Here is a 25,144-nt window from a genome sequence, read left to right as displayed (position 1 = left end):
GCCGCCCGCCGGCATGGCGGCACCGGCCCCCTCAAAAATACGTGGCCAGGCCGAACTGAAACCCGGCGGTGCGCACGGCGGGATTGCCCAGCCGGTCACGCTCCCACCGGTAGCGGTAATTCGCCCGGAAGACCGTCTCCGGCGTCGGGCGGAAGCTCAGCCCGAGCACGATCGCCTCGACCTCGTCATGGATCTTCGCCCCGGTGGAAGCGAAGGTGCCCACGTTGAAGTCGACCCGTTCGAGCCGGAGGTTGGCGTTGAAGACCGCATCTTCGTAGCCGAGCACGGGCCACCGGCCCACGGGTACGACCACGTCGAGGTAACCGCCCCACTGCCGGTGACCGGCAAACTCACGGAGCGCTGCGGGCACGTCGACGAAAGCCCAGGCCACCTCGCCGCGCAGGGCCACCGGCCCCACCTCACCGTCGAGGTCGACGGCGACCAGGTGCAGGCGACGCCGCACGTCGATCGCCTCGCCGTCCCGCCGGTAGGTGTTGTAGACGCCGCCATAGTACGAGAGGCCCACCTCTCCCAGCCGGTAGTCCCGCACGGCCAGCCGCCCGGAAAGCGCGGGCGAGCCGTTGTTGTCTTCCGCGAAAAGATCCTCCCGCTTCCCGCTCGGCAGATGCGTGCGCCCCTCCCCGTTGAGCAACACCCCGTCGCCCAGACCGTTGGTCAGGTACACGTCGTAGGTGAAAGCCAGCGCCCCCCGGAAGAGCTTGCCATAGACCCCGAAGCCGGGCTCCGAGAGCGTCGCCGGAATGATTTCGGTGGAGACGAGCGGGCGGTCGACGAACTCCCAGAGCGGCGCATCGTGGTTCTGGTTGAAGGCGCCGATGGGCGGCAACAGAATCCCACCCCGCAACACCAGCCCGGTGCCGATCCGGAAGTCGAGCAGGGCCGTCTCCAGGTTGATCTCCTCTGTCCCGTGCTCGAACTCCAGCTCGGAGATGAGCCGGACGCGCTCGCTGATGGCGGAAAAGAGGAACACGTTGAAGCGGCGCACCTCCATCGAGAAGCCTTCGGCGATACCGTCTTCGGAGAAGTAGTTCGTGTTGCCTTCGAGGTATCCGCCGATGGCGGTCTGCGCCATCGCCCCGATGAACGGGCGGTCATAGAGCGCGTCCTGCACGGTCGTCGTGTCTACCTGGGCCCGGGCCGCACAGGCAGGCAACAGGCCCAAGAGCCAGAGCAAAAGCACGTGTCGCATAGCGATAGGCATGGTTTCAGTTCATTTCGACGTAAACGTGCCCGGCGTCGGTCGTCACCCGGAAGCGTCGAAGATCCATCCGTGCCGGCGACTTGACGACCTTGCCGTCGAGGGTGTACTCGCTGCCATGGCAGGGGCAGACGAGCCGGTCCCCCGCCGGCTCCACCTGGCAGCCCCGGTGGGTGCAGCGCGTCCAGACGGCAACGAAGGCGTCCGGCCCCGTTCGGCGGAGCAGGATGGGCCGCCCGGTTCCCGGCAGATCGACGAGCACAACAGCCCGGCCGGCAAGATCGTCCTTTCGGATGACGAGTCGCCCCGCCTCCGGCCGGGCCGGGACGAAGCGGCTGCCCGCACAGCCGGCCAGCAGCCCCCCGCCCGCGCAGGCTACCCCGGCGGCCAGCCGTTCCAGCCACCTGATGAAATCGCGCCGGTGCATGGTCACAGGGATTCGAGGAAACGAAGGACCTGCCGCTGCTCCTCCGGAGACAATGCGAAGAAGGCCTCCCGGCTGGCGGCCCCTTCGCCCCCGTGGAAGCGGATGGCTTCTTCAAGGGTGGCGGCCCGCCCGTCGTGGAGGTAAAAGGCCCGCCCCCCCTGCGAGTCGGCGGCAAGGCCGATCCCCCAGAGCGGCGCGGTACGCCACTCGGACGTCTTCGCCGTTCCCTCGGTGTAACCGTCGTCGAGCTCGGGTCCCATGTCGTGCAGGAGCAGGTCGGTATAGGGGTGGAACGTTTTTTCGTGGAGTGCCGCCACGTCCGAGGGACCCGTACGCAGCGTAGGCACGTGGCACGCCGCGCAGCCGATGACCTCGAAGAGTCGCTCCCCGGCCTGCACGTCGGGGTTGTCCCGGTCGCGGCGCGGCGGCGGCTTCAGCGTGCGAATGTAGAAGACCACGTTGCGCACGACTTCCGCCGGCACCTCCGGGTCGGGCACGAGGTCTCCCGTGAAGGCCCCCTCGCGCGGGTTGAAGAGCTCTTCCATGTCAAAATCGGACGTAACCCCCATGTCCTCCTTGTAGGCCGTCACGACCTGGTGAAGCAGGTCGATGGCACCGGCCTTCTTGCCGAACCGCCCGATATACCGCCCCCCGTTTGCGATGCGCCCGTCGAGGTTTTTGAGGTAGTCCGGGGGCTCAATCCAGTTGGGCACGCCCGAGATGCCGTCGCCGTCGGCATCGTCGGGATCGGCGCGGGCCAGCAGCGTCTCATCCTCGACGGCTTCGAGCAGGCCGAGGCCCGTCACAGCCGGCGGCATCAGGCGGGTGACGCCCGTGGCCCCGGGCGGGATCGCCTCGGGCGTGTACCCCGGCAGCGCACGGTGCTGGAGCTGGGGACCGCCGTGAGCCGGCATCGGGTCCCACACGCCGCCCACATACCGGCCGAAGCGGGTCAGGGTCGTCAGCGGGTGTCCCTTGCCGTCCCCGACGTGACACCCCTCACACGAAGCCGCCACAAAGAGCGGGCCGAGCCCGTCGGCGGCTCCGAAGACGCGGGCGAACTCCTCGTCGCCGGCGATGTGGGCCGCCATCTGGGCCGGCGTCAACCCCTCGATGGGCTCGGCCAGGATCGTCTCCGACGGCGGCGCCTCCGGCAGAAAGACGTCGCAGCCCCCGAGCCCGATCACCACCCCGGCCCAGAGCCAGACCGCAGTTTTTTCCCGAGACATACTCTTTTTTTAGGTTAGACTAAACAGACTATTTTGAATATCTAACTTTTTGATCCAAAAGTCAACCCGCATCGACCCAGCACGGCCGGACCGTGCGTCCCGGGAGCGAAACCGCCGTTTTTCGGCGGGCGATGCGCTTCGACCGGAACGATGAGCCATCCAGACCGGATTTCCCGCCTACAGGGAAAAGGGCTGATGCTTTCCACCAGAACCCGTAAGGACCCATGTTACGGTTATGCCTCCTTTCCCTGCTCCTCCTGGCACTCCGCCCGGCGGAGGAAACACAGGCCCGGCAACCCTTTGCCACGGACCTGCTCACCCCCATCGGGTTGGAGATGGATACCCGGGGTCGTCTCTGGGTGGCTCAGGTGGGTACCGGCAACAACGACGGCCGCATCTCGGTGGTGACGCCGGACGGCCAGGTGTACCCCTTCCTCGACGGGCTGGGCTCGGTACCCGAGGCCGACGGCAACGCCGGCACCTACCACCTCCGGTTCATCGACGGCCGGCTCTATTTCTCCAACGGGATGGGCACCGTGACGCCGGAGGGTTACCTGCTCCGCGTCGACACCACGGGCTTCACCCCCGGGGACCCGCCCCGCCCCCTGGCCGCCATCGACACGGTGACCAATGTGGGCGCCTTCGCCACGGACAACGGCTTCCCGGCCAACAACCTGTACGACCTCGCCGAAGGACCGGACGGTGACCTCTTCCTGGTCGATGCCGGGGCCAACGCCCTCTTCCGGATGGACGGCGCCACGGGCGCGTTGAGCGTCCTGGCCACGTTCGACCCGATCCCGAACCCCACACCGGTCGGCCCGCCGATGATCGACCCCGTCCCCACGAGCGTCGTCTACCATGAGGGGCGCCTCTACGTGAGCCTGTTCACGGGCTTCCCCTTCCTGGACGGGCTCGCCGGCGTCTACGAGGTGAGCATGACGGGCGAGGTGACGCCGGTACAGGAAGGGCTCACGCTGGTGACCGACCTGGCCGTCGACCCGGCGGATGGCTCGTTGCTGGCTCTCCAGATGGCGCGCTTCGACCTGGAGGGGGGCTTCCTGCCGGAGACCGGCAGCCTGGTGCGCCTCTCCGGCGGTACGGTCGATACGCTGCTCTCCGGGCTCATGCTGCCCTCGGCCATGTACCCGGCTCCGGACGATAACGTCTACCTGAGCTCGCTCATCGGTGTCGTTTTCAAGATGCCGATGGCCTCGGCCACATCGGTGGAAGCGGAGGCGTTGCCGGCGCGGTTCACGCTCGGACCGAATTACCCGAATCCGTTCACCGCTTCCACGCATATCCACTTCCATCTGCACGAGCCGGCCCACGTGACCCTCCACATCTTCGACCTCCTGGGCCGGGAGGTGACCCCGCTCCTGGAAGGACGATATCCGGCCGGCACGTTCGAGGTGCCCTGGCAAGCCACCGGGCAGCCCGGTGGAATCTACTTCTACCGCCTCGAAGCAAACGGACAGACGCAGATCCGGGCGATGGTGCTGGTGCGGTGAAACGCCGGGGGCAGAAGACGCCTCATGCTTCGACCGAACCCCTTCCTCACTCCATACACCACGGAAGACCCAGGATGAAAACCGATTTTCGTATCCCCCCGCAGCTTCCCTCCGGGAGTGCGGTGCGTGCGCTTCTTGTGCTGGCGGTCCTAGGCCATCTTGGCTGCCGGTCCGAACCGGAACAGGAACCCGAAGCCGGGACACCGCCGCACATCATGGCCGCCGACGCCGTGGAGGCCGGGCGCTACCTGGCTATCGTGGCCGGGTGTAACGACTGTCACACAGCGGGCTACCTCCAGCAGGAGGGCCGCATCCCCGAGGACGAGTGGCTGGCCGGCTCGGCGATGGGCTGGCGCGGTCCCTGGGGCACCACCTACGCGACCAACCTGCGGCTGCGCGTGCAGGAGGTGAGCGAAGACGAGTGGGTCCGCACGCTCCACACGAGGACGGCCCGCCCGCCGATGCCCTGGATGAACGTGAACCGGATGAGCGAGCGGGACGCCCGGGCGCTCTACCGGTACATCAGGGCCCTGGGACCGAAAGGCGAGCCCATGCCCGCACCCGTCCCACCGGGCCAGGAGCCGGCCACGCCGTACCTCTCGCTGATGCCGCAGAACCTGCCGCAGCCATGAGATGACGCAAAGCCGGGAAGGGTAGACGAAGTTCGTCGTTTCATGCGGCCGCATGCATCGGCAAGCCTCACCGGCGTACCGGCCCCAGCGTCTCGGCCAGCCAGGCCTCGATGACGGGGACGCGCAGGTCGGCCGGGGGCACGTGCCCGCTCTCGACGACCACCAGCCGCTTCGGCTCGGGCAACAGCGCCACGAGCGGGCGCACATGCACCTCCAGGTTGTCGATCTCGTCGTACCGGCCGTGGAGCACCAGCGTCGGGGCGGGGTAGCGAGGCAGGAAGTGGATCGGATTGGCCTCGGAGACTTTCAGGGTGTCCCCGGGGTGCAGCCCGGCGCCGGTGAGCAGGATCGACCGGTAGCGGGGTTCGAGGGCGGGTTGCAGCAGCTTGGCGCCGCCGGCGCTAAAGGAGAGGTGGGCCAGGCGATCCATGTCGATGTCGTCGCGGGTGGCGAGGTAGTCGAGGCCCCGGCGGTGCTCGAGGGCCCACTGCACGGCCAGGTTGCGATAGGTCACGGTGCGCGGGTCCGGGAAGCGGAAGCCCGGCGGCGCCGGGCGCTCGAGGCCGCCGAAGGGGACCACGGCCAGCATGGCCCGCCCGGCTTTGATGTGGGCGGGGAGCGAGCGCTCCACCTCCTCGGCGATGCTGTACCACCCGGCGTAGATGGGATAAGGAGGAGAGAAGACGATGGTCTGGTAAGGCGGCGGCGTGTGCCGGGGCAGGTAAAGGTAGGCGAGAAGCCGCTCGCCGGCAGCCCCCGTGAACGTCACCGTCTCCCGGCGCCAGTCGGGCGTCTCGTGCACGTCGATCATCCCGGCGTCGAGGGGGCGCGGGTCGTAGCGGTAATGGGTGCGGAAGCCCTCGAAGGTGGCGGCGTCGACCGGGGTGTAGGCCGGCGCCGGCGGGTCCGCGGGCAGGGGGCGTACGGAGGGCGCGGCGGACGGGTCGGCCGAGCGGGCACAGCGGAAGCCGAGGGACGGCGCGGCGTGGAAGCCGTCGAAGGTGCCCAGATAGGCGAAGGCGTAGGGCGGATCCTCCCAGGCCCCGCCCACCGCCACGAAGCCGGTGCCCATGGGGTTGGCGCCCCACTCCCGCGCGTTGCCGGCCATGTGATAGGCTCCGAAGGGACTCATCCCGAAGGGGTGGGTATCCACGGGCACCGTCGCATGACCATTGAAGTTGGCCCGCCGGGCCACGTTCTCGCGGGGGAGCATGGCGCCCCAGGGCATGACGACGCCGTAGGGATGGGTAGTGTCGGGGCGCGCCGCCCGCTGCCACTCGTGCACGGTGGGGAGGCGCTTGCCCGCCCAGGCGGCATAGGCGGCGGCCTCGTACCACGAGACGCCCGTCACGGGATGGTCGGCCGTGCCGGGGGGATACGTCTGGTTCTGCCAGCCGCGCGGCCCCGGCAGGCCCGTCCGGTCGACGAAATGGGCCAGGGCCTCGTCCCGGCCGAGGCCTCGCCCGTCCTTCACGAAGGGGAAGCGCCAGTAGGTCGTGTCCCGGTAGCCTCCGGCCTCGATGAAGGCTTTGAAGGCGCGGTTGCTGACCTCGTAACGGTCGATGAAGTAATCGTCCAGGTCTACGGGCGTCGCATCCGGCACGTCCCAGCCGCGGAGCCGGTACCGCCCGCCGGGGACGAACACCATCCCCCCGGGGACGCTGTCGGTGGGGATGAGCCGGTGTTCGACGTGGATGACGGGGGCGAAGAGGAAGCGGGAGACGACGCGCTCGTGGGGGGCGTAGCCTGCCTTCTCCAGGCGGAGGCGATAGGCGCCCCGGGGGAGGCGCATCCCGTCGAGCGGCGTCACGCCCAGCACCTCGACCAGCTGTGCGGCCCCGACGGGGTCGAAGCGCTGGACGGTCACGCGCGCGCCGGGCGGGTCGGAGGCGACGGTCAGCACGTCGGTGATCCCGGGCCAGAGGCGGGCGAGAGCGGGGTCGTCGCCCAGGTGGCGCCCGGCGCGTTCGGCCAGGGCATAAGCCTCCGCGAAGGCGCCGGCGGCGGCCAGCCGCTCGATCTCGGGCAGGAGGGCGCGGGCACGGTCGGCCTGCACGCGCTGCCAGTAGGGGAAGAAGGCCGCTGCTGCCAGCAGGAGCAGCCCGAGCGCCAGGATCGCCGCACGCCGCCGCCGGGGGCGCCGGTCGCCGCCGGCCTGGAGGACCGCCAGGGCCCGGGCCACCTCCCGCATCGAGGCGGAGCGCCCGGCCGGGTCTTTCGCCAGCAGGCGTTCCACCAGCGCCGCCAGCGCCCCGGGGACGTCCGGCCGCCGGGTGGTGAGGGGCGGAGGGGCGTCGTGGCGGATGGCATGGAAGAGCACCTCGGCCGTATCACCCGGGAAAGGGCGCTCCCCGGCCAGCATTTCGTAGAGCACCACCCCGAACGACCAGACGTCGGCCCGGGCGTCGGCCGGCTCGCCGCGGGTGCGCTCCGGGCTCATGTAGGCTGCCGTGCCGGGCGTCGTGCCCTCGGTAGTCAGTTGCTGCGTGGCCTCGGCGATCTTGGCCAGCCCGAAGTCGAGGAGCTTGACGCGCCCCTCGGGGGTGACGATCACGTTGGCCGGCTTGACGTCCCGGTGGAGGATGCCGCGTTCGTGTGCGGCGGCCAGCCCTTCGGCCATCTGCCGGGCCAGAGCCAGCGCTTCGGGCACGGGCAGGGGGCCGCGCGCCAGCTTCTCCCGCAACGTTTCCCCCTCGTAGTAAGCCATCGCGAGAAAGAGCCGGCCGGCATGGATACCGATCTCGTAGAGGGTGCACAGGTTGGGATGATCGAGCGCAGAGGCGGCGCGGGCCTCGTTCACGAAGCGCTCGCGGAGGGCGACGGCGGCGTGCAGGTGGGGCGGGAGCACCTTGAGGGCTACGAGGCGCCCGAGGCGGGTGTCCTCGGCCCGGTAGACCACCCCCATGCCGCCCCGTCCGATCTCGTCGAGCAGCCGGTAGGGGCCCACCTGTTCGCCCGGCGCGAAGGGACCGCCGGCGGGTGCCTCGGCCAGCCGCTCGACGGGGCGGAGCACGTCGTCGGCCCGATCGTGGGCGGCCAGGAGGGCGGCCAGCTCCCGGCGGAGCGCCTCGTCCGGGCAGGCCCGGGCCAGGAACGCCGGGCGGGCGTCCGGCGGCAGCGCCGCGGCCTCGTCAAAGAGGCGGGTAAGTCGTTCCCAGTCCTGCCGGTGCATGGGGTCGTCCGGGGAATTCAGAGCGCGGCGGCCGGGTCGTCGCCGAGGGCACGGGCCAGCCAGGCACGGGCAAAAGTCAGATCGCGCTTGACGGTGGCGAGCGAGACACCGAGCGCGGCGGCGATCTCCTCGTTGGTCAGCCCCCCGAAGTACCGGTACTCGACAACGCTACCCTTGCGGGGGTCGAGCCGGGTGAGGTGCTGCAGGGCTTCTTCAAGGGCCAGCACGGTTTCTACCTGCTCGTCGGCCAGCAGGCGTACCTCCGTCAGATCGACCCGCTGGTAGTCTCCGCCGCGCTTCCGGGTCTGGCGCTCCCGGGCATAATCCACCAGCAGCCGCCGCATGGCTCGCGAGGCCATCGCGAGGAAATGCGACCGGTCCTGCCACGCCACCTGGTTGATGTCGATCAGCTTCAGGTACGCTTCGTGCACGAGGGCGGTGGTGGACAGGAGGTGACCGGAGCGCTCGCGGCGCAGATGCCGGTGAGCCAGATCACGAAGCTGCTCGTAGATCAGCGGCATGAGCCGGTCCAGGGCGCTGCGGTCGCCGGCGCTGAAGGCCCGGAGTAGCCCGGTGGCATCAAGATTCGGAAGACGGGTCACACGTTCAGATTGAAGAAGCCTGCATGAACAGACAAGATAAGGTTCCGGGACAACGATATCCCGTCCGGCCGAATGACCGGTGCCGGGTGGGGAACAGCAGCATGGCGCTGGTCCCGTAGCCATATCCCGGCAGGGCCGAGGATTGGCCATGCCCCTGTGGAGCCCGCCTATGCCATCGCCAGGATCATCTTGACGCCGGCGCCCAGCAGAATCAGGGCCAGCACACGGCGGATACCCGTGCCGGAGAAGCGGCGGCTCCCCAGCTCAGCGCCGGCCCATCCGCCGGCGAGGGCACCCACGGCCAGCCACGGCAGGAATGCCGGCAACGCGGGGTACTGTGCCAGGTGCCCCAGCAACCCCGCCACCGAGTTGACCAGAATGAACGCCGCCGCCACGGCCGACGTCGCCCGGGCGTCGGCCCATCCGGCCAGCAGCAGCAGCGGGCTCAGGAAGATGCCGCCGCCGACGCCGGTCAGCCCGGAGAGCAGGCCCAGCCCGGCGCCGGCCGCCAGCGCCACGGAAAGGATGAACGGGCGCGTTGACTCGTCGCAGCTCGTCCCGGAGCGCGCACGCCGGCCTGTCTGCCGGTAAAGCCGGTAGGCCGCCCACACCAGCACGGCACCGACGACCGGCCTGTAGACCACGTCCGGCAAAACGAGCCTTCCGCCCACGTAGGCCATGGGCATCGAGAGCAGCGCGAACGGCCAGAAAAGCCGCCAGGAAAAATAGCCGCGTCGGTAAAACTTCGCCGTCCCGATGGCGGCCACCAGGATGTTGAGCGCCAGCGCCGCCGGGCGCATCTCGGCCGGCGCCACATCGAGCAGTGCCATCACCGCCAGGTAGCCCGAGGCGCCTCCGTGCCCCACGGACGCATAGAGCAGGGCAATGGCCGTGACCAGCCCGACAAGCAAGAGCAGCGTTCCCGTCGCCATCGCCCCTCAGCCTCGTTCCAGCCGGCGTAGCACCTCGGGCATCGCCTCAACCATCCTGGCATACCCCTCCTCGATCGCCTCGGCAGCACGTGCGAAGTCGAAGAGCCCGAGGTGCCCCACGGCCGGGCGGACGAGCACGTCCGGCGGGTGAATGCGCAGGTTCGCCTCGGTGATGCGCTTGCTCATGATACCGATCGAGGCGCTGATCACGTCGAAGATGGTGGGGTCGTTGCGCGTATCGGCGATCCACCGGTTGAGCCTTCGCCGCATGGAGAGGCTGAGATGCTGGTAGCGCTGTTCGAGGGCCTGGAGAATACGCGCTCCGGCTTCGCCCGGCCACGACGGACCGGCCTGTGTTCCCGTCGCGTCCGTCTCCGCCCCGCGCAAACCCTGCTCCGGCACGGTGGCCCGGTCTTCGGGCACTCCCCGGCCGGACCAGGCGCGGGTGGCAAAATCGTGGTTCAGGTCGACGGCAATGACCACCTCGGCGCCCATCCGGCGCACCACGTCCACCGGCACCGGGTTCACCAGCCCTCCGTCCACCAGAAAGGTGCCGTCCACCCACACCGGGGTCAGGATGCCTGGCAGGGAAACGCTGGCCCGAACGGCCTCCACCACATCCCCCGTGCGAAAGAGCACCTCCCGCCCCGAAGCCAGGTCGCATGCGACGGCACAGAACGGTATCCGGGCTTCCTCCAGCCGGGTATGGGTGACGTGGCGTGAGATGAGCTCGTAGATCCGTTCGCCGTCGAGAAGGCCGGAACGGGGAAAGACGAAGTCGAAATAGGACAAAAGCTTCCGGCGGTCCAGCGCCCGCAGGAAAGCCTCCAGCTCTTCCAGATCCCCCATCGTGTAGATGGCGCCGACCAGCGCCCCGATGCTCGTTCCCGCCACACAATCGACGGGGACGCCGGCCTCGTCCAGGGCCTTGAGCACGCCGATGTGCGCGCATCCACGGGCCGAACCGCTGCCCAGTGCCAGACCAACCTTCTTGCGACGAACCGGAGAAGAGACCATGGAAAAATTCGGCATCCGAAAGGGGCACACGGAGACGCACGAAGCATTGCGCATTGACCGTTTGCCGGAGGCCCCCGCACGCGGCAACGTTTCGACGTGCCCGGGCGGCCGTTCGGTTCAACGCCCCGAGGCAAGGGAATGTCCCGGGGCCGGAGAGCCGTTTGGGCAGGTCCCCGCGCGCCAGGAGGTCTTAAACGTTTCTTCATGCCCCCCTACTTGCCCGCGACCGGACATGTGAATACTTTCGAACTGCAATTTAGACTTGATCTAAATAAAATTATGTCTCCTTTGCTACACGTGCCGCTGTTCCTGCTTGCCGGCCTCGGCCTGGCCTTCCCGGCTCCGGCCCGCCAGGCCGCTCCCGCCGACACGCTCCGGCAGTACGAACTGGCTCCGGTGGTGGTGACGGCCACCCGGGCGCCGCGCCAGCTCGAAGACGTGGCCGTGCCGGTGTCCGTCGTCACGGCAGAGGCCCTGGCCCTGCGCGGCCGCCTGCGCCTGGCCGACGCCCTGGCCGAGCTGCCCGGCCTGACCCTCGTGCACGACCACGGCACCGGCATACAGATCCAGGGCTTCGACCCGGACTATACGCTCGTCCTCATCGACGGCGAGCCGGTCATCGGGCGCACCGCCGGGACGCTCGACCTCGAGCGTCTGGCCGTCGCCGGGCTGGAGCGCGTCGAGATCGTGCGCGGCCCCACCTCGTCCCTCTACGGCAACGAGGCCCTGGCCGGCGTCATCAACCTGATCACCCGCCCGCCCGAGGGCACGCTGCGCGGCAACCTGTCCGCCCGCTACGGCACCCACGCCTCCACTGACCTGCAGGCCACGGCCGAGGCCGGAAACGAGCACCTGGGCCTGCGCCTGCTCCTCGACCGCTATGCCTCCGACGGGTACGACCTAGACGCCTCCACGACGGCCCCGACCGCACCGGCCTTCACCGACTACACCGCCGACCTGCGCTTCGAGGCCCGGCCCCGGGACGGCCTCACCCTCCGCCTCGGCGCCCGCCTCAACGACCAGGACCAGCAGAGCCCGCTCACGCTCACCTCCGGCACCACCTCCACCAGGGCGCGCAGCTTCGAGGAACGCACCGACTGGAGCCTGCACCCTGCGGTACGCGCCCGGATCTCCCGGCGCCTCTCGCTCGAAGGCGACCTCTACCTGGCCCGCTACCGGACCGAGAGCCGCCTCCGTCTCGACGACGGCACACTCTACAGCCAGGACCGCTTCGACCAGCGCTACGCCAAGGCCGAACTCCAGGGCCGCCTCGTCTGGGACCTCCGGCACCTGACGACCCTCGGCGCCGGCCTCATCGAAGAGCGCCTCGACGCGGACCGCTATGCGGAGCGACCGGAGGCCCGCGCCGCCTTTGCGTTCCTTCAGCACGAATGGCTGCCGTCACGCCTCGTCGAACTGAACGCCAGCGCCCGCCTGGACGTCCACACCGACTACGCCACCCGCATCAGTCCCAAGCTGGCGGTGCTCCTCCGCCCCTCGGAACGGCTGCGCGTGCGCCTCTCGCTCGGCAAAGGGTTCAAGGCGCCCGACTTCCGCCAGCGCTACCTCAGCTTCACCAACCCCACGGCCGGCTACAGCGTCCTCGGCGCCGTCGAGCTACACGACGGCCTCGCCGCCCTCGAAGCTGCCGGGCAGATCCAGGAGCGCTACCTCGACCCGGCCGGCCTCGGCACCATACGGGCCGAGCATTCCACCGCCCTCAACGCCGGGCTCACGGCCGAGCCCTTCGACCGGCTCTCGCTCTCGCTGAACGTCTTCTACAACGACGTGCGCGACCTGATCGAGACCCAGCCGGTGGCGCGCAAGACGAACGGCAGCTTCGTCTACAGCTACTTCAACCTGAACCGGATCTACACGCGCGGCCTGGAGAGCGAGGTCACCTTCACCCCCTGGCCTGCCCTGCGGATCACCGGCAGCTACCAGTTCCTCCAGGCGCACGACCGGGACATCATCGAGGCCATCGAGGACGGGCGCGTCTTCGGTCGGGATGCCTCCGGGCGGGACGTGCGCCTGCGCCGGTCCGACTACGGCGGGCTCTTCGGCCGCTCGACGCACAGCGGGACGCTCGGCCTGAGCTATCGCCCCGCCTCTGACGGGCCGGGCCTGAGCCTGCGCGGCATCTGGCGCGGGCGCTACGGCTACCGCGACGTGGACGGCAACGCCATCCCCAACCGGGACGACGAGTTCGTCGACGGCTATGTGCTGTGGAACCTCACCGTCACCTACGACTGGCGTACCCGCCCGCTCGAACGGCTCCGCCTCCAGGCCGGCGTCGACAACCTGTTCGACGTCACCCGCCCGGCGCAGATACCCGCCCTCTCCGGGCGCCGCCTCTACGCAGGCTTCCAGATCGACCTTTGACAACACCCATGACCCGATAACCTTATAACCTTCCATAGATCCATGAACACGAACCGCCTTCTTTTCGCCCTCCTGCCCCTGGCCCTGCTCCTGTTCACCGGCTGCGACGGCACCTCGAACGTCGAGGAAACGCCGCCGCTCGAAGCCACCGTCGTGGCCGACCTGCCCGCCGACCCGGCCACCCGCATCGACCCGCAGACGGGACGGCCCACCGGCACCGGGCGCTACACGCTGTTCAGCCTCCGGGAAAACCGGATCGTCCTCGGCTCCGACGAGGAAAACCGCGCCGACTCGGCCTCGACCGCCTGGGACATCGGCTTCCAGAGCACCAACCTGATCTTCAACGGCGGCACGAGCGGCCCCGGCGAAGGCGCCGCCGTCCTCATCGAGGACGTCTTCGAAAACGTGCTCACCGCCCCCGAAGACGCCGCCTTCCGCGTAGACGGATCGGCCGAGTGCCCGTCCGTCTTCGGGCAGCCCGGGCCGAAGATGGCCGTGTGCCCCGGCTCGGGCAACGGCTGGTACAACTACGACAGCCAGACCAACGTGGTCACGCCCATCCCCGGACGCACGATCGTCGTCCGCACGGCCGACGGGCGCTATGCGAAGCTGCGTATCCTGAGCTACTACAAAGGCAACCCGGACCCCGGAGCGATCGACCCGGCAGCCAACCCCTCCCGCTACTACACCTTCGAGTACGTCTTCCAGCCGGACGGCTCCCGGGACCTGAGCACCAACTAGGCCGCCACGCCCCTGACGAGACGAGCCCATGCCCTGCCCGCACCCACTCGAACCGATCTACCGGACTACCCACGGCGCCGTCTACCGGTGCCGTGGGTGCCGGTGGGTCAACATCTGCTTCGGGCCGATCATCCTGGCCTACGATACCGCGGGCCTGTTCCGGTTTGCACGGCTGATCCGGGAGATGGCTTCCGCAAGTGGGAACGGCCCTGCCTGTGCGGAACGGTGTCACTACCTGCGCACGCCGGACCGGCAGATCGGGTTTGCCTTCACGGCCGAAGAGGTGCGGGAACTCGATGCCCTGCTCGACGGCGCCGCCGCCATGCTCGATCTGGAAAAGATGCTCGAGGAGACGCTCGGCCCACCGGCCCGCCGGCCCGGTCCATCGTGACCACGCCCCACGGCCGAAGCCTGCGATCGCCTCAGGCTCCCCGCCCCTCCACCTTTCCTCTGCCCCTGCAACCTTCTTTTCGCATCCACCGCCATGCTGCACCATCGCATCCACCGTCCGGGTGTCTTGTTCACTCTGCTCTTGCTACTGGCCGGTCCTGCCCTGGGCCAGTCCGAGCCGGCGTTCCTCGTGCTGGCGCCGGACCGGGGCTTTCTCGGCAACGAGGAGATCCGCGAGGTGTTTGCCGAGTTTCGGGAAGACGTGCCGGCCTCGGCCCTGGCCTTCGTGACGTCCGGTCGCACGGCGTACCACCTGGAAAGGGCGCTGGACACCCTGATAGCGGCGCACGCGCCGGCGGAGGTGGTCGTCCTCCCGCTGTTCGTGACGGCGCATGAGGCGCGCTACGCCCTGGCCCGGCGCCTGCTCGACAGCCTGGCCGCACGTCCGGGCAGGGCGGTTGCGTTGCGCCATGCCGAACCGCTGGGCGCGAGCTACCTGGCCGAGGAGATCCTGTTCGACCGGGTCGCGGCGCTCGTCCGGCATCCCGGCGCCGAGCATCTGGTGCTCGTGGCCGGCGGCGCCGCCGATCCGGCCGGAGCCGGAGCCATCCGGACGGCCCTCCAGACGATGGTGCAGCGTGCCGTGGCCCGTCACGGGCTGGCCGGCGGCGACGTGGTGGTGACGTACGACGGCGCCCTGGCGGCCGAAGGAGCCGGCACCGGCCCGGAGACGGCCCGCGCCGCCGTGGAGACGGTGCCGGCCGACCGGACGGTCCTCCTCGTGCCCTTCAACCTGGCACCCCGGCTGACGACGATGATGTCCGACTGGAACCGCCTGCTCCGAGCGCTGGGGGCCGGGGGCGGCCACGGACACCACGGCGGGCACGGCGCACATGGCCCGGCCACCGACCGCCTCCGCTTTGACGGAAAGGACCTGCTGCCCCACCCGAACATCCGCCGCTGGCTCGTCCGCACCGCCAACACCTACCGCCCGCTGGCGAGGAATCAGATCGGCGTCATCGTGGTGCCGCACGGCTCCGACTACGACTGGAACGAGACGATGCGTGCGGGGATCGCTCCGCTGCGCGACCGGTACCGGATCGAGGAGGCGTTCTCCATGATGGACCCGGCCGTCGTCGAGCGGGCCGTGCGTCGCCTGGAGGCGGCCGGAATGCGGGCGGCCGTCGTCGTCCGCATCTTCGGGCGGGAGGAGAGCTTCCGTGAGCAGGGCGAATACATTCTGGGGCTGCGCCCCGAGTTCGGCCGCGGCTTCCCGGACCGCATCGCCAGCCACCTGCGCTTCGTCACGCTGGGCGGGGTGGGTACGCACCCGCTCTTTGCCCGGGCCCTGGCCGACCGGGCCCGCGCACTCAGCACCGACCCCGCCCGCGAGACCCTCATCCTGCTCGCCCACGGCACCTTCGACGATGCGGCGAACGCCGCCTGGATCCGTGACCTGGAGACCCTGGCCGCCACCATCGACGCCCTCGTGGCGAGCGAGACGGGCACACACTTCCGGGCTGTGAAGGCCCACACCTGGCGGGAAGACTGGCCCGACAAGCGCGAGGCGGCCGTCCGCACGATCCGCGCCATGGTGGAGGAGGCGTCCCGAGACGGCGGCACGGCCATCGTCCTGCCCGCCCGCACGGCCGCCACCGGCCCCGCGGCGCAGTATCTGGACGGCCTGACGTACCGCTACGGCGAGGGCTTCGCCCCCCACCCGGCCTTCACCCGGTGGCTCGAAGCCATGATCGAAGACGGCATCGCCCGCCTGATGGACGGTAGGGACACCGTCACCAGCGCCCGGCATTGAACCCCCGCGCGGTCAGCCCCTGCCTCCAGCCGCCAATCCGACATCGCCGGGGCCCCGTAGCCAAAGCCGCGGGGCCCTTTTACCGTGGCGGTCGCCGAGATGGGGGCCCGCGAAAGCGCCCCCCGGGAAAGCAACCATATTGGGCCATGTGAAACGCGCACGATGACGCCGGTCGAACGAGCCCTCACCGCTGGGTTCGGAGTACCCATTCGACGGCCCGGAGCAACAGCTCGCGCCCGCTGTTCATGGCCAGTTTCTCCTTGATGCGTTCGACGTGCGACTCCACGGTCTTCACGCTCAGAGAGAGCCGGGCGGCAACCTCCGGATAGCTGAGGCCCTCGCCGATCATGTGGAACACCTGCAATTCCCGGTCGCTCAGGCGCTCCAGCAGTGCATCCGGGGCCGGACGGGCAGCCCCGGCCATACCCTGCAACACCCGGCTGGCGACGGAGCGGCTCACATATACTTCGCCGGCTCGTACCTGCCGAATCGCATCGAGGACGGTACGCGGGGGTTCCTGTTTCATGACGTATCCCATCGCACCGGCGCGGAGGGCTCGTTCGGCGTAATAGGCCTCGTCGTACATCGAGAGCACGAGCACCTTCATCCCGGGCCAGCGGGCCTTGATGTCCCGGATCAGATCGAGCCCGCTCGATCCTTTGAGCTTACCTTTACCCACAAGTGCCGTGAGATTAGCAGAAGGATGCTGATCAAATAACCTTTTACCCCATCGAAGCCATTGAAGAGGAGCCCCCCGATGGATACGGAAGCAATCCCAGACCTCCCTGAGGTCGATGAACTCTCCACCTGGCTTGTGCATGAATTGCACGACATGGCGCTGGGCGACAAGCGCCTGGACCGGCGACTGCTCGACACCGGCGCCAAACTGGCGGCCAGGCCTTCGGTGTCGATCAATCAGGCCTGTGCGGATTGGGCCGACACCAAGGCCGCCTACCGGCTCTTCGACAATGCCAAAACGACCGCCGAGAAGATCCGGGCGCCCCATTATCGCCGTACGCGGGAGCGGGCCCAGGGGCACAAACGGCTCTTTGCCATTCAGGATACGACCTACCTGAACTATACCCATCATCCCAGTACAAAGGGGCTCGGACCCATCGGCACCGCGCAGCAGAACCTGTCCGGCATAGTCATGCACACCAGCCTGCTCATGACCGAGCAGGGCCTTCCGCTCGGATTGGCCGGTCAGGCCATCTGGGTGCGCCCCCCCACGATGCACCAGCGCACCGCAGACGAACGACGCAAGCTGCCCATCGAAGAGAAGGAAAGTTCCAAGTGGCTCCAGGCCCTGCAACAGACCCAGGCCGTCGTTCCCCCCGAGGCCCAGCTCATCACCATCGGCGACAGCGAGTCCGACCTTTTTGAGCTTTTTCACCAGGCCCGCACCCTGGAGACCGACCTGCTGGTGCGAGCCGCCCAGAACCGCTCCGTCTGTGCACCCGAAGTGGGGCGGCTCTGGGAGGTGATGGGCCGGCAAGCGGCGTGCGGGCAGTTGCAGGTGCTCGTCCCCGCCCGCAAAGGGAAGCCGAAACGCCAGGCCTCGGTCACGGTGCGCTTTGCGCCTGTGAGCTTGAAAGCCCCTCGGCACCTGCGCAAAAAGATGGGCGATATGCCGCTCTATGCGGTGCTGGTGCAAGAGGAGGCCCCGCCCGCGGAGGACCCGCCTTTGTGCTGGCTTCTTTTGAGCACGGTGCCGGTGCATCGTTTTGCCGACGCCGTGGAGCGGATCCGGTGGTACGGCCTGCGCTGGCAGATTGAGGTCTATCACAAGGTGCTCAAATCGGGATGCCGTGTGGAAAAAGCCCAGTTGGCCAGCGTGGAGCGTCTGATGCCCTATCTGGCCCTGTTCAGCATCATAGCCTGGCGTCTTTTCTGGATGACCCTGGTGGCCCGTCATGCGCCTGATGTGCCCTGCACGCTGGTGCTGGCCGAGCATGAGTGGCGGGCTCTGTATGCCTTCCACCACAAGACGCAGCAGGTGCCTGCCCGGCCGCCCACGGTGGGCCAGGTGGTCCTGTGGATCGCCCGGCTGGGCGGCTTTCTGGCTCGCAAAAGCGATGGGCCTCCGGGTGTCACTGTGCTCTGGCGCGGCTGGCAACGTCTCACCGATATCGCCTCCGCCTGGCTCGTCTTTCACCCCTCCTGATTTGTGGGTAAAGGTAAGATCCTTTGAGGGAGAGGTCGACCACCACCACGTCCGGGCTGGTGCGGGCCAGCCCGTCGAGGGCGCCGGCCGCGTCTTCCGCCTCCCCGCAGACCCCCAGATCCGGCTCCCGGTCGATGAGCCGGAAGAGTCCTTCTCGCACGATGGGATGATCGTCTACCAGAAAAATGCTCGCCGCATCCATGGCGGTCTGTGTCGGTTTTAGCCGGGCGGTCGCAGGTTGTGGCCGCACCAGTAGGTCACGACGGTGCTGATCATGCGCGAGAAGGCGTCGAACGACATGGGTTTGACCAGGTAGCTGTTGGCGCCGTAGCGGTAGCTGCGGATCCGGTCTTCCTCCTCCTCCGACGAAGTCAACATCACGACCGGGGTGCGGTGGGCCTCGGGGGCCTCCTTGATCTGCCGGAGCACCTCACACCCGTCGATCCCGGGCATCTTGAGGTCCAGCAGGATCAGGTCCGGTACGGGGTACCGGGTCCGATCGGCGTAGACCCCACGGCCAAAGACGTAGTCGAGGGCTTCCTGCCCGTTGCCCGCCACGGAGACGGTGCACCGGATGGGCCGGCCGCCCAGCGCCTCGGCGCTGCGCTGTTCGACCTCCCGGAAGGCATTCAACGTCAACTCGACATCCATTTCATTATCTTCTACGAGCAAGACGTGCGCGGTTTTCACGCCGGGCGAATCGGTTTTCATAAGTATAACTGTAACGTAATGAGAGGCTAAACGCGGCCGCTTCCGGCCGCACCACGATGATCATCATGCCGGTGTCCTCTGCCCCTTCTCCCTCCTGCTTTTCCGGGCAAAAAATGGCTTTCCCTGTTAACGCCGTGCCGTTTCGAGGTTTCCCGGTGCGATCCCGCCGGAACCGGTTTCTCCCGGGGTCGGCGGCTTCTCGAACACCATGAAGTGTTGCCAGGGAAGGATCTCCCGGGTTTCGCGCCAGCGCAGGCCGGCCGCCGTCATCTCCCGGCGCAGTTGCGCCTCGGTCATGCGATGCAGGGACGGCAGAGGGATCGTGGCGTCCTCGCCCCGGTATTCGACGACGACAACGCGCCCACCGGGCTTGAGGGCCCGCACGATTGCCTGCATCATCTCGTACGGATGGGAAAACTCGTGATAGGCGGCCACGATGAGCGCGATGTCGATCGTGCCGGCGGGCAGATGCGGGTCGTCGGGTTCGCCGAGGACGGGAATCACGTTGCGTACCCCGCGTGCTGCCATGCGGGTACGGATGGTGTCCAGCATGGCCGGGTCGATGTCGACGGCATAGACCTTTCCGTAGGGCACTTTTTTGCCGAGTCGAAACGTGAAGTAGCCGGTGCCGGCCCCGACGTCGGCCACGATATCGGTGGGTTTGAGCCCGAGCGCTTCCACGAGCCGGTCCGGCAACTCCACCGATTCGCGCTCGGCACGTTCGAGCCAGCCGGCATCGTCGGCGTCGGTGAGGGGCCGGGCGATCTCCCGTCCCATGTAGTAGCGCCCGGTGCCGTCCGGTCCGGCCTCGCGCCGCACCTCGTAGCGCGGCCCGTCGGAGCGTCGTTCACCCGCCGGCCCGCACCCACCCTGGCCCACCGCCAGCAACAGAACCGCGACGGCGAGATACCGGCAGGCACGGCGCAGCACTTTGCAGGAACAGACGTGGAACATGGCAGGCCCTGGCCCAGAGCACCAGAAAAGGACCCGAATCGGGCTACAAGGACCCGGCCCGGCACAGAAAGATCCCGGGGCGTCTGCTTTCCCGGGGGCAGAGCCGGTACCGGCTTTTCGACTGGACTTCACACCGGCGTTTCTTTTTATTTACCCGAGCCGCATATTATGAGCTTTCCCGTAAGATCCCTGCTTTCGGGATCGGTTGCCTCCGTAGCTTTCCGGCCTCACCCTCTTCGTATGAAGCACCTTGCCGTTCCGGTCCTGCTCCTGCTGTTCCTGTTGCCGCTCCACGGTCGTGCACAGACGGCCTCGTTCGAGGAGGCAGTGGTGGATGTGGGCAACCTCGGGCTGACGGTGACCAATGCGGGCTTCATCGGGCGGGCCAACGTGCGCAACAACCCCACCGGCCCGCCGTCGATGGAATACCCGCTCGATTCGGGCGTCGAGCACCTGTTCGAGTCGGGGCTCTGGGTAGGGGCCGTCCGCAGCGACGGGGTGATCACGGTGCGCACGGGAGCCGTCACGGCGGCCGGTGGTTACCGGCCCGGCGCCACCGGCTACGAGTTCGCCCAGCTGACGCCGCTGCTCGAACGATCCACCCTGCCCACCTCCGAGGTCTTCACCCGCAGCGCCGTCAGCCACCAGGACTACCTGGCCGCCTTCGTCGACACGGCCGCCGTGCTGCCGGGCACCTCCATCCAGATGCCCGACCCCCGGGGGCGGCTCGGCATGAAGGTGGAGATGGAAACGTTCGCATGGAACTTCCCTTTCACCGAGTTTTTCGTCATCCTCAACTGGAAGATCATCAACATCAGCGAGGCGGCCTGGGACAACGTCTACGTGGGTATGTACCACGACCTGGTCGTGCGCAACGTCAACACGACGACCGAAAGCGGCAGTGCTTTCTTCAACAAGGGCGGCTACGGGTTCATCGACAGCCTGTACGCCTCCTACGCCTTCAACGCCGGCGGCAATGAAGAGACCCTCAACACCTACGGCGCCATCGTCTTCCTGGGGGCCGAATGGCCGGACCCCACGGCCGGTCGGAAGCGCTTTTTCCACCCCGCCCTGGCCGAGGCCTACGCAGCCGAGGGCCTGCCCCGGCCGCAGGTAAACCCCCGCTGGTGGCTTTTCTCGGGCGGCCTCGACGAACTCGCCCGCCCGGCTTCCGACGAGGAACGCTACCGGCGCATGGCCACCCCCTTCCCCAACCCCGACGCCTTCCCGAATCCGGTCGACTTCGAGGCGGCACGGGCGGCCTGGTTCGAGCGGCTGCGCACCGACGGGCAGAACGCCGCCGGCAACTGGATCGGGCTGACCCCCATCGGCCCCTTCCCCCGTGTCGCTCCCGGGGACACGCTGACGGTGACCTACGCCGTCGTCGCCGCCCTCAAGCCGGAAGCCTTCCAGGGACAGGCCGGCAAGCCCGTCGACACCCCCGAGAGCCGGGCGCTGCTGGCCAACAACATCGCCTGGGCCCGGCGCACCTATGCCGGCGAGGACAACAACCTCAACGGCACGCTCGACCCCGGCGAAGACGTCAACGGCAACGGGGTGCTGGACCGCTATCTCATCCCCGAGCCGCCGGCGGCCCCCCGTGTGCGCGTCGCCTTCGAGAACGACATCGACCCCGCCACCGGACGGCAGAAGGCGAAGGTTGTCCTGTACTGGGATCGCACCGCTGAACTGTCGCGTGATCCCGTCACCGGCCGGCTCGACTTCGAAGGCTACCGCATCTACCGCAGCAACCCCGGCGACGACCGCGCCGGCAACATCCTGGACCGCGCCACCCTGATTGCCCAGTACGACCGCCCCGGCAACCGCACCGGCTTCAACAACGGCTTCGACGAGATCGCGCTCGAGGAGCCCGTCACGTTCCCCGACGATCCAACCGAATACTGGTACCGGTTCGAAGCCGAGGACCTGCTCGCCGGCTGGCAGTACCTCTTCATCGTCACCGCCTTCGACGAAGGCGACCCCGACGCCGGGCTGCCGTCGTTCGAGTCGTCCCGCACGGCCAACGCCACCCGCGTCTTTCCCGGCACCCCGCCGGACCCGGAGGGCGCGCGCCGGGTGGGCGTCTATCCCAACCCGTACCGCGCCGGCGCCGCCTGGGACGGGGGCACCAACCGCACCCGGCGGCTCAACTTCTACAATCTCCCCCCCCGCGCCGAGATCCGTGTGTACACGCTGGCCGGTGAAATCGTCAAGGAGATGCGGCACGAGGCCGGGACCTACCGGGGCGACATCCGGTGGTACGACAACTTCAGCGCCGAGAACCGGCAGCTCCCCGGCGGCGAACACTCGTGGGACATCCTCTCCGAGAACGGGCTGAATATTTCCCCCGGCCTTTACCTGTTTACCGTCAAGAACCTCGACACGGGCGAGGTCCAGCGCGGCAAGTTCGTCATCATCAAATAACACCGGTTCGTGGTGCGACCGGGGCGCCCGGCGCCGGGCGTCGCCTCCCGCACCACACGATTTCCTTTCAACCCAACACGGAGCATGCCATGCGACGAACCTTTACGACTCTTTTCGCCCTGTTTCTCCTGCTCGGCCTCGCCCGCGAGGCCGCCGCACAGGACCCCGTGGAGGTGACCGTGCGGGAGATCAACGCCATCCCGCAGGAAAACATCGACCAGGTACTCGCCCGGGGTACCGACCTGACCTTTGACGACATCACCACCTATATCCGCTCGCCCCTCAACGGGCAGAAAGTGCGCTTCACCGCCGTCGTGCTGGCCGAACCGAACAAGTCCGGCCTTGCGAGTATCGGCGGAGACGGCGTCAATCCGAGCCGGGTTCATTACTTCGTCCGGGACACCTCGGCCGCGTCGCTGGGCCCGGCCGGCATGGACATCCAGATCGTCGACGGTGACTATCAGACCACCGGTTCGCTCAGCCTCTTCAAGGGCGACGTCGTCACCATCACCGGGGACGTCACCTATTTCGGAACCACGTTGCAGATCACCCCGGAGACGATCGAACCGCTGGGCTTCTACACCGACCTGGGCTTGCCGGCCGACCTGCTGGACCCGGTCACGGTAACCATCGGCGATATCAACCGCAATCTGGGCTCCGGAGATGCGTTCCAGATCCAGGCCAACTGGGCCAACTTCAACAGCCTCAACCAGCAGTACGTACGCATCGAGAATGTGGTCGTCTGGCGCTCGCCCAACCGCACAGACGACCGCCCCAACTGGGCCCTCATCGACGACAATGTCATCATCCAGAATGATGACATCTCCCTCCGCTATCGCAACGACCGGGACAACTACCCGGATACGTTCGACAAGCGCGAGACGGACTTCGAGGCCCCGCCGCCGGGTGCTATCGTCACCGTGCAGGGTTTCGCGCTCCTGCGCAGTGACTTTGACCCCTTCGCCATCGGTGCGCCGCCGGCCGGTATGCTGAAGATTACGCCGTGGGCGGATGAAGACCTCGTCATCACGGCGGCACCGAAAGTGGTCATCGAGAGCGTCTCGGGGCCGGACGGCGTGCCGGGTGAAAGCCCCATCCCGATCACGGTCACTTTCAGCAGCGACCCGGCCAATATTGCGGCCGTCAACCTGGTCTATGAAACCTCGGCGGCCACCGGCACCCAGACCGTCGCCATGAGCAGCACGGATGGGGGCGTCACCTATACCGGCGAGATCCCGACACAGCCTGACGGGACGTTCGTCACCTACTTCGTCGAGGTCACCGATACCGACGGCGCCGTCATCCCGTCGGAGCCCGTACAGGTAACGCGGGTCCTCTACGAAGGGATCAACGAGATCGCCGACATCCAGGAGACCATCGACGGCGGCCCGGGCGACAGCCCCTTCGTCGGCCTGACGACCGACATGGACCTGACGGTCATCGTGCAGTCGCAACCCGACCTCTCCGGCCTGATCGCCGTTCAGGACGATGCCGATCTCAACCCCTGGACGGGCATCGCCATCCAGGCCTCGGGCGACCTGGCGGCGACCCTGAAACGTGGCGACGAGATTCGCATCACAAACGCCACCATCGCCGAAAGCTTCGGCCTGACGCGCCTAGAGAACATCACCTTCGAACTGATCACGGCGGGACCGAACGCGTTCTATGGCTACAAGACCGTCACGACCGACGTGCTCCAGGACGAGAACATTGCGGAGGCGCACGAGGGCATGCTGCTCCGCTTCGACAATGTGACGATCACGAGCGTCAATCCGGACGACCCCGCCGGACCTTTCGGTGAATGGGCCTTCTCCTCGGACGGCACCGCCGAAAACGCCGTCCGTGCCGATGATGCCTCTCAGGCCATCTCGTTCACGAACAATTTCGCGGGCGAATTCTTCAACGTCGGCGACACCCATGATTTCATCCAGGGTATCTGGTGGTACACCTTCGGCAACTACAAGCTGGAGCCGGAGGACCTGGCTACCGACGTCGGCACCGTGGTCAATGTGGCCACGGAAGACGAGACGCTGCCTGCACGGTACGCGCTGCACCAGAACTTCCCCAACCCGTTCAACCTGCAGACGACGATCCGGTACGAGCTGGCTCGCACGGGTCGCGTGTCGCTGGAGGTCTTCGACCTGCTGGGGCGCCGCATCGCCACCCTGGTCAACGGCGAGCAGCCGGCGGGCTCGTTCACCGTCACGTTCGACGCACGTGACCTGGCCAGTGGCATGTACGTCTACCGCCTCACGGCCGGCTCGCAGGTGATGACCCGGACGATGTTGTTGATGAAGTAGGTGTGTGGGGTGTGGGGGTGGTTGGAGATGGGGGACGAGAAGGCTGTAAGCAAACCATATACGGTGTGATGGTTCGGCATTTCAGGGAACTCCGGGTTTACCAGCAGGCGCTGGAGGCTTCGATGCACCTCTTTGTGCTCTCGAAGGCCTGGCCGGTCGAAGAGCGCTATGCGCTGACCGATCAGATCCGACGTTCCTCACGCTCCGTGTGCGCCAACATCGCTGAAGCATGGCGCAAAAGGAGATACCCGAACCATTTCGTCAGCAAGCTGACCGACGCCGACGCCGAAGTGGCCGAAACACAGAGCTGGCTGGATATGGCCCTTCGTTGTGGTTATCTGTCTGCCGAACAACACGGCAAACTCGACGCGACGTACGAAGCCATCGCCAGCGGTCTCGTGGGCATGATGCAGCACCGAGACACATGGTGCGGCCCTGCCCGGTTACGCGAAGAACCCGTACCCTATTCCCCCGATTCGGCACCCGAAATCGATTGACCACTCCCACACCCCCACACCCAAACACCC

General features: G+C 67.8%; 21 protein-coding genes. 10 read left to right on the top strand and 11 right to left on the bottom strand.

Going from position 1 to position 25,144, the window contains the following annotated elements; all coding sequences use genetic code 11:
* Positions 1 to 31: 31 nt before the first annotated feature.
* Genes GQ464_RS17685 through GQ464_RS17675 form a run of 3 tightly spaced genes read right to left on the bottom strand, consistent with a single transcriptional unit; the run spans position 32 to position 2,875 of the window.
* Positions 32 to 1,210 carry a hypothetical protein gene (locus GQ464_RS17685; protein ID WP_166978417.1) on the bottom strand — a complete coding sequence of 393 codons (1,179 nt, stop codon included), beginning with the start codon at positions 1,208 to 1,210 and terminating at the stop codon, positions 32 to 34.
* A gap of 16 nt (positions 1,211 to 1,226) precedes the next feature.
* Positions 1,227 to 1,646, bottom strand: coding sequence for a QcrA and Rieske domain-containing protein (locus GQ464_RS17680; RefSeq protein ID WP_166978419.1), 420 nt, complete (start codon positions 1,644 to 1,646; stop codon positions 1,227 to 1,229).
* A gap of 2 nt (positions 1,647 to 1,648) precedes the next feature.
* Positions 1,649 to 2,875, bottom strand: coding sequence for a di-heme oxidoredictase family protein (locus GQ464_RS17675; RefSeq protein WP_166978421.1), 1,227 nt, complete (start codon positions 2,873 to 2,875; stop codon positions 1,649 to 1,651).
* A gap of 224 nt (positions 2,876 to 3,099) precedes the next feature.
* Here GQ464_RS17675 and GQ464_RS17670 point away from each other — a divergent pair, with 224 nt between their 5' ends.
* Both GQ464_RS17670 and GQ464_RS17665 read left to right on the top strand, forming a co-directional pair.
* Positions 3,100 to 4,383 (top strand): ScyD/ScyE family protein, encoded by a 1,284-nt coding sequence (locus tag GQ464_RS17670; protein ID WP_166978423.1) that lies wholly within the window; start codon positions 3,100 to 3,102, stop codon positions 4,381 to 4,383.
* A 215-nt stretch (positions 4,384 to 4,598) separates the two neighbouring features.
* A complete protein-coding gene (locus GQ464_RS17665; protein WP_166978425.1) occupies positions 4,599 to 5,015 on the top strand; it encodes a c-type cytochrome in 417 nt (138 codons plus the stop codon).
* Positions 5,016 to 5,082: 67 nt separating this feature from the next.
* Here the strand turns inward: GQ464_RS17665 and GQ464_RS17660 are convergent, their stop codons facing one another.
* The 4 genes from GQ464_RS17660 to GQ464_RS17645 form a co-directional block, all read right to left on the bottom strand.
* Positions 5,083 to 8,187, bottom strand: a complete 3,105-nt coding sequence (locus GQ464_RS17660; RefSeq protein ID WP_228350419.1) for a bifunctional serine/threonine-protein kinase/formylglycine-generating enzyme family protein — start codon at positions 8,185 to 8,187, stop codon at positions 5,083 to 5,085.
* A 17-nt stretch (positions 8,188 to 8,204) separates the two neighbouring features.
* Positions 8,205 to 8,789, bottom strand: coding sequence for a sigma-70 family RNA polymerase sigma factor (locus GQ464_RS17655; protein WP_228350418.1), 585 nt, complete (start codon positions 8,787 to 8,789; stop codon positions 8,205 to 8,207).
* A 167-nt stretch (positions 8,790 to 8,956) separates the two neighbouring features.
* Positions 8,957 to 9,721, bottom strand: a complete 765-nt coding sequence (locus GQ464_RS17650; protein WP_166981535.1) for a sulfite exporter TauE/SafE family protein — start codon at positions 9,719 to 9,721, stop codon at positions 8,957 to 8,959.
* Between the two features lie 6 nt (positions 9,722 to 9,727).
* Positions 9,728 to 10,738: a patatin-like phospholipase family protein gene (locus tag GQ464_RS17645; protein WP_228350417.1), complete on the bottom strand. Its 1,011-nt coding sequence runs from the start codon at positions 10,736 to 10,738 to the stop codon at positions 9,728 to 9,730.
* Positions 10,739 to 11,017: 279 nt separating this feature from the next.
* Here GQ464_RS17645 and GQ464_RS17640 point away from each other — a divergent pair, with 279 nt between their 5' ends.
* From GQ464_RS17640 to GQ464_RS17625, 4 genes are all read left to right on the top strand, one after another.
* On the top strand, positions 11,018 to 13,120 hold the full coding sequence (locus tag GQ464_RS17640) for a TonB-dependent receptor plug domain-containing protein (RefSeq protein WP_166981529.1): 2,103 nt from the start codon (positions 11,018 to 11,020) through the stop codon (positions 13,118 to 13,120).
* A 42-nt stretch (positions 13,121 to 13,162) separates the two neighbouring features.
* Positions 13,163 to 13,861 (top strand): HmuY family protein, encoded by a 699-nt coding sequence (locus GQ464_RS17635; protein WP_166981526.1) that lies wholly within the window; start codon positions 13,163 to 13,165, stop codon positions 13,859 to 13,861.
* A 28-nt stretch (positions 13,862 to 13,889) separates the two neighbouring features.
* Positions 13,890 to 14,252, top strand: a complete 363-nt coding sequence (locus tag GQ464_RS17630) for a hypothetical protein (protein WP_166981523.1) — start codon at positions 13,890 to 13,892, stop codon at positions 14,250 to 14,252.
* Between the two features lie 126 nt (positions 14,253 to 14,378).
* A complete protein-coding gene (locus GQ464_RS17625; RefSeq protein WP_166981520.1) occupies positions 14,379 to 16,064 on the top strand; it encodes a hypothetical protein in 1,686 nt (561 codons plus the stop codon).
* 184 nt (positions 16,065 to 16,248) lie between these two features.
* Here GQ464_RS17625 and GQ464_RS17620 read toward each other — a convergent pair whose 3' ends face one another.
* A complete protein-coding gene (locus GQ464_RS17620) occupies positions 16,249 to 16,743 on the bottom strand; it encodes a LuxR C-terminal-related transcriptional regulator (protein WP_166981517.1) in 495 nt (164 codons plus the stop codon).
* 78 nt (positions 16,744 to 16,821) lie between these two features.
* Between GQ464_RS17620 and GQ464_RS17615 the strand changes: the two genes are divergently transcribed.
* Positions 16,822 to 18,228, top strand: coding sequence for an IS4 family transposase (locus GQ464_RS17615; protein ID WP_228350416.1), 1,407 nt, complete (start codon positions 16,822 to 16,824; stop codon positions 18,226 to 18,228).
* Here GQ464_RS17615 and GQ464_RS17610 read toward each other — a convergent pair.
* The 3 genes from GQ464_RS17610 to GQ464_RS17600 all read right to left on the bottom strand — a co-directional run bounded on the left by GQ464_RS17610 (position 18,185) and on the right by GQ464_RS17600 (position 19,893).
* Positions 18,185 to 18,430 carry a response regulator transcription factor gene (locus GQ464_RS17610; protein WP_166981595.1) on the bottom strand — a complete coding sequence of 82 codons (246 nt, stop codon included), beginning with the start codon at positions 18,428 to 18,430 and terminating at the stop codon, positions 18,185 to 18,187. The two genes, GQ464_RS17615 and GQ464_RS17610, sit on opposite strands and share 44 nt — an antisense overlap.
* A gap of 17 nt (positions 18,431 to 18,447) precedes the next feature.
* Complete coding sequence (locus GQ464_RS17605; RefSeq protein WP_228350415.1) at positions 18,448 to 18,900, bottom strand: response regulator; 453 nt, start codon at positions 18,898 to 18,900, stop codon at positions 18,448 to 18,450.
* A gap of 165 nt (positions 18,901 to 19,065) precedes the next feature.
* Entirely contained in the window at positions 19,066 to 19,893 is an 828-nt protein-coding gene (locus tag GQ464_RS17600) for a class I SAM-dependent methyltransferase (protein ID WP_166981590.1), read from the bottom strand.
* A gap of 240 nt (positions 19,894 to 20,133) precedes the next feature.
* Here GQ464_RS17600 and GQ464_RS17595 point away from each other — a divergent pair, with 240 nt between their 5' ends.
* The 3 genes from GQ464_RS17595 to GQ464_RS17585 all read left to right on the top strand — a co-directional run bounded on the left by GQ464_RS17595 (position 20,134) and on the right by GQ464_RS17585 (position 25,114).
* Positions 20,134 to 22,317 (top strand): hypothetical protein, encoded by a 2,184-nt coding sequence (locus tag GQ464_RS17595; protein WP_166981587.1) that lies wholly within the window; start codon positions 20,134 to 20,136, stop codon positions 22,315 to 22,317.
* Between the two features lie 89 nt (positions 22,318 to 22,406).
* Positions 22,407 to 24,617: a T9SS type A sorting domain-containing protein gene (locus tag GQ464_RS17590; protein ID WP_166981584.1), complete on the top strand. Its 2,211-nt coding sequence runs from the start codon at positions 22,407 to 22,409 to the stop codon at positions 24,615 to 24,617.
* A 68-nt stretch (positions 24,618 to 24,685) separates the two neighbouring features.
* Positions 24,686 to 25,114, top strand: a complete 429-nt coding sequence (locus tag GQ464_RS17585) for a four helix bundle protein (protein WP_228350414.1) — start codon at positions 24,686 to 24,688, stop codon at positions 25,112 to 25,114.
* The last annotated feature ends 30 nt before the right edge of the window (positions 25,115 to 25,144 follow it).

The organism is Rhodocaloribacter litoris, from assembly GCF_011682235.2.
Classification (GTDB): Bacteria; Bacteroidota; Rhodothermia; order Rhodothermales; family ISCAR-4553; genus Rhodocaloribacter; species Rhodocaloribacter litoris.
The sequence above is the reverse complement of the archived record's forward strand: the minus strand, read 5'-3'. Positions and strand labels throughout refer to the sequence as shown.

What these genes read in the sequence shown, in the direction of transcription:
- GQ464_RS17685 (WP_166978417.1), bottom strand. Translation starts at nt 1,210, where the DNA reads ATGCGACACGTGCTTTTGCTCTGGCTCTTGGGCCTGTTGCCTGCCTGT.
- GQ464_RS17680 (WP_166978419.1), bottom strand. Translation starts at nt 1,646, where the DNA reads ATGCACCGGCGCGATTTCATCAGGTGGCTGGAACGGCTGGCCGCCGGG.
- GQ464_RS17675 (WP_166978421.1), bottom strand. Translation starts at nt 2,875, where the DNA reads ATGTCTCGGGAAAAAACTGCGGTCTGGCTCTGGGCCGGGGTGGTGATC.
- GQ464_RS17670 (WP_166978423.1), top strand. Translation starts at nt 3,100, where the DNA reads ATGTTACGGTTATGCCTCCTTTCCCTGCTCCTCCTGGCACTCCGCCCG.
- GQ464_RS17665 (WP_166978425.1), top strand. Translation starts at nt 4,599, where the DNA reads ATGGCCGCCGACGCCGTGGAGGCCGGGCGCTACCTGGCTATCGTGGCC.
- GQ464_RS17660 (WP_228350419.1), bottom strand. Translation starts at nt 8,187, where the DNA reads ATGCACCGGCAGGACTGGGAACGACTTACCCGCCTCTTTGACGAGGCC.
- GQ464_RS17650 (WP_166981535.1), bottom strand. Translation starts at nt 9,721, where the DNA reads ATGGCGACGGGAACGCTGCTCTTGCTTGTCGGGCTGGTCACGGCCATT.
- GQ464_RS17645 (WP_228350417.1), bottom strand. Translation starts at nt 10,738, where the DNA reads ATGGTCTCTTCTCCGGTTCGTCGCAAGAAGGTTGGTCTGGCACTGGGC.
- GQ464_RS17640 (WP_166981529.1), top strand. Translation starts at nt 11,018, where the DNA reads ATGTCTCCTTTGCTACACGTGCCGCTGTTCCTGCTTGCCGGCCTCGGC.
- GQ464_RS17635 (WP_166981526.1), top strand. Translation starts at nt 13,163, where the DNA reads ATGAACACGAACCGCCTTCTTTTCGCCCTCCTGCCCCTGGCCCTGCTC.
- GQ464_RS17630 (WP_166981523.1), top strand. Translation starts at nt 13,890, where the DNA reads ATGCCCTGCCCGCACCCACTCGAACCGATCTACCGGACTACCCACGGC.
- GQ464_RS17615 (WP_228350416.1), top strand. Translation starts at nt 16,822, where the DNA reads ATGGATACGGAAGCAATCCCAGACCTCCCTGAGGTCGATGAACTCTCC.
- GQ464_RS17610 (WP_166981595.1), bottom strand. Translation starts at nt 18,430, where the DNA reads ATGGATGCGGCGAGCATTTTTCTGGTAGACGATCATCCCATCGTGCGA.
- GQ464_RS17600 (WP_166981590.1), bottom strand. Translation starts at nt 19,893, where the DNA reads ATGTTCCACGTCTGTTCCTGCAAAGTGCTGCGCCGTGCCTGCCGGTAT.
- GQ464_RS17595 (WP_166981587.1), top strand. Translation starts at nt 20,134, where the DNA reads ATGAAGCACCTTGCCGTTCCGGTCCTGCTCCTGCTGTTCCTGTTGCCG.
- GQ464_RS17590 (WP_166981584.1), top strand. Translation starts at nt 22,407, where the DNA reads ATGCGACGAACCTTTACGACTCTTTTCGCCCTGTTTCTCCTGCTCGGC.
- GQ464_RS17585 (WP_228350414.1), top strand. Translation starts at nt 24,686, where the DNA reads ATGGTTCGGCATTTCAGGGAACTCCGGGTTTACCAGCAGGCGCTGGAG.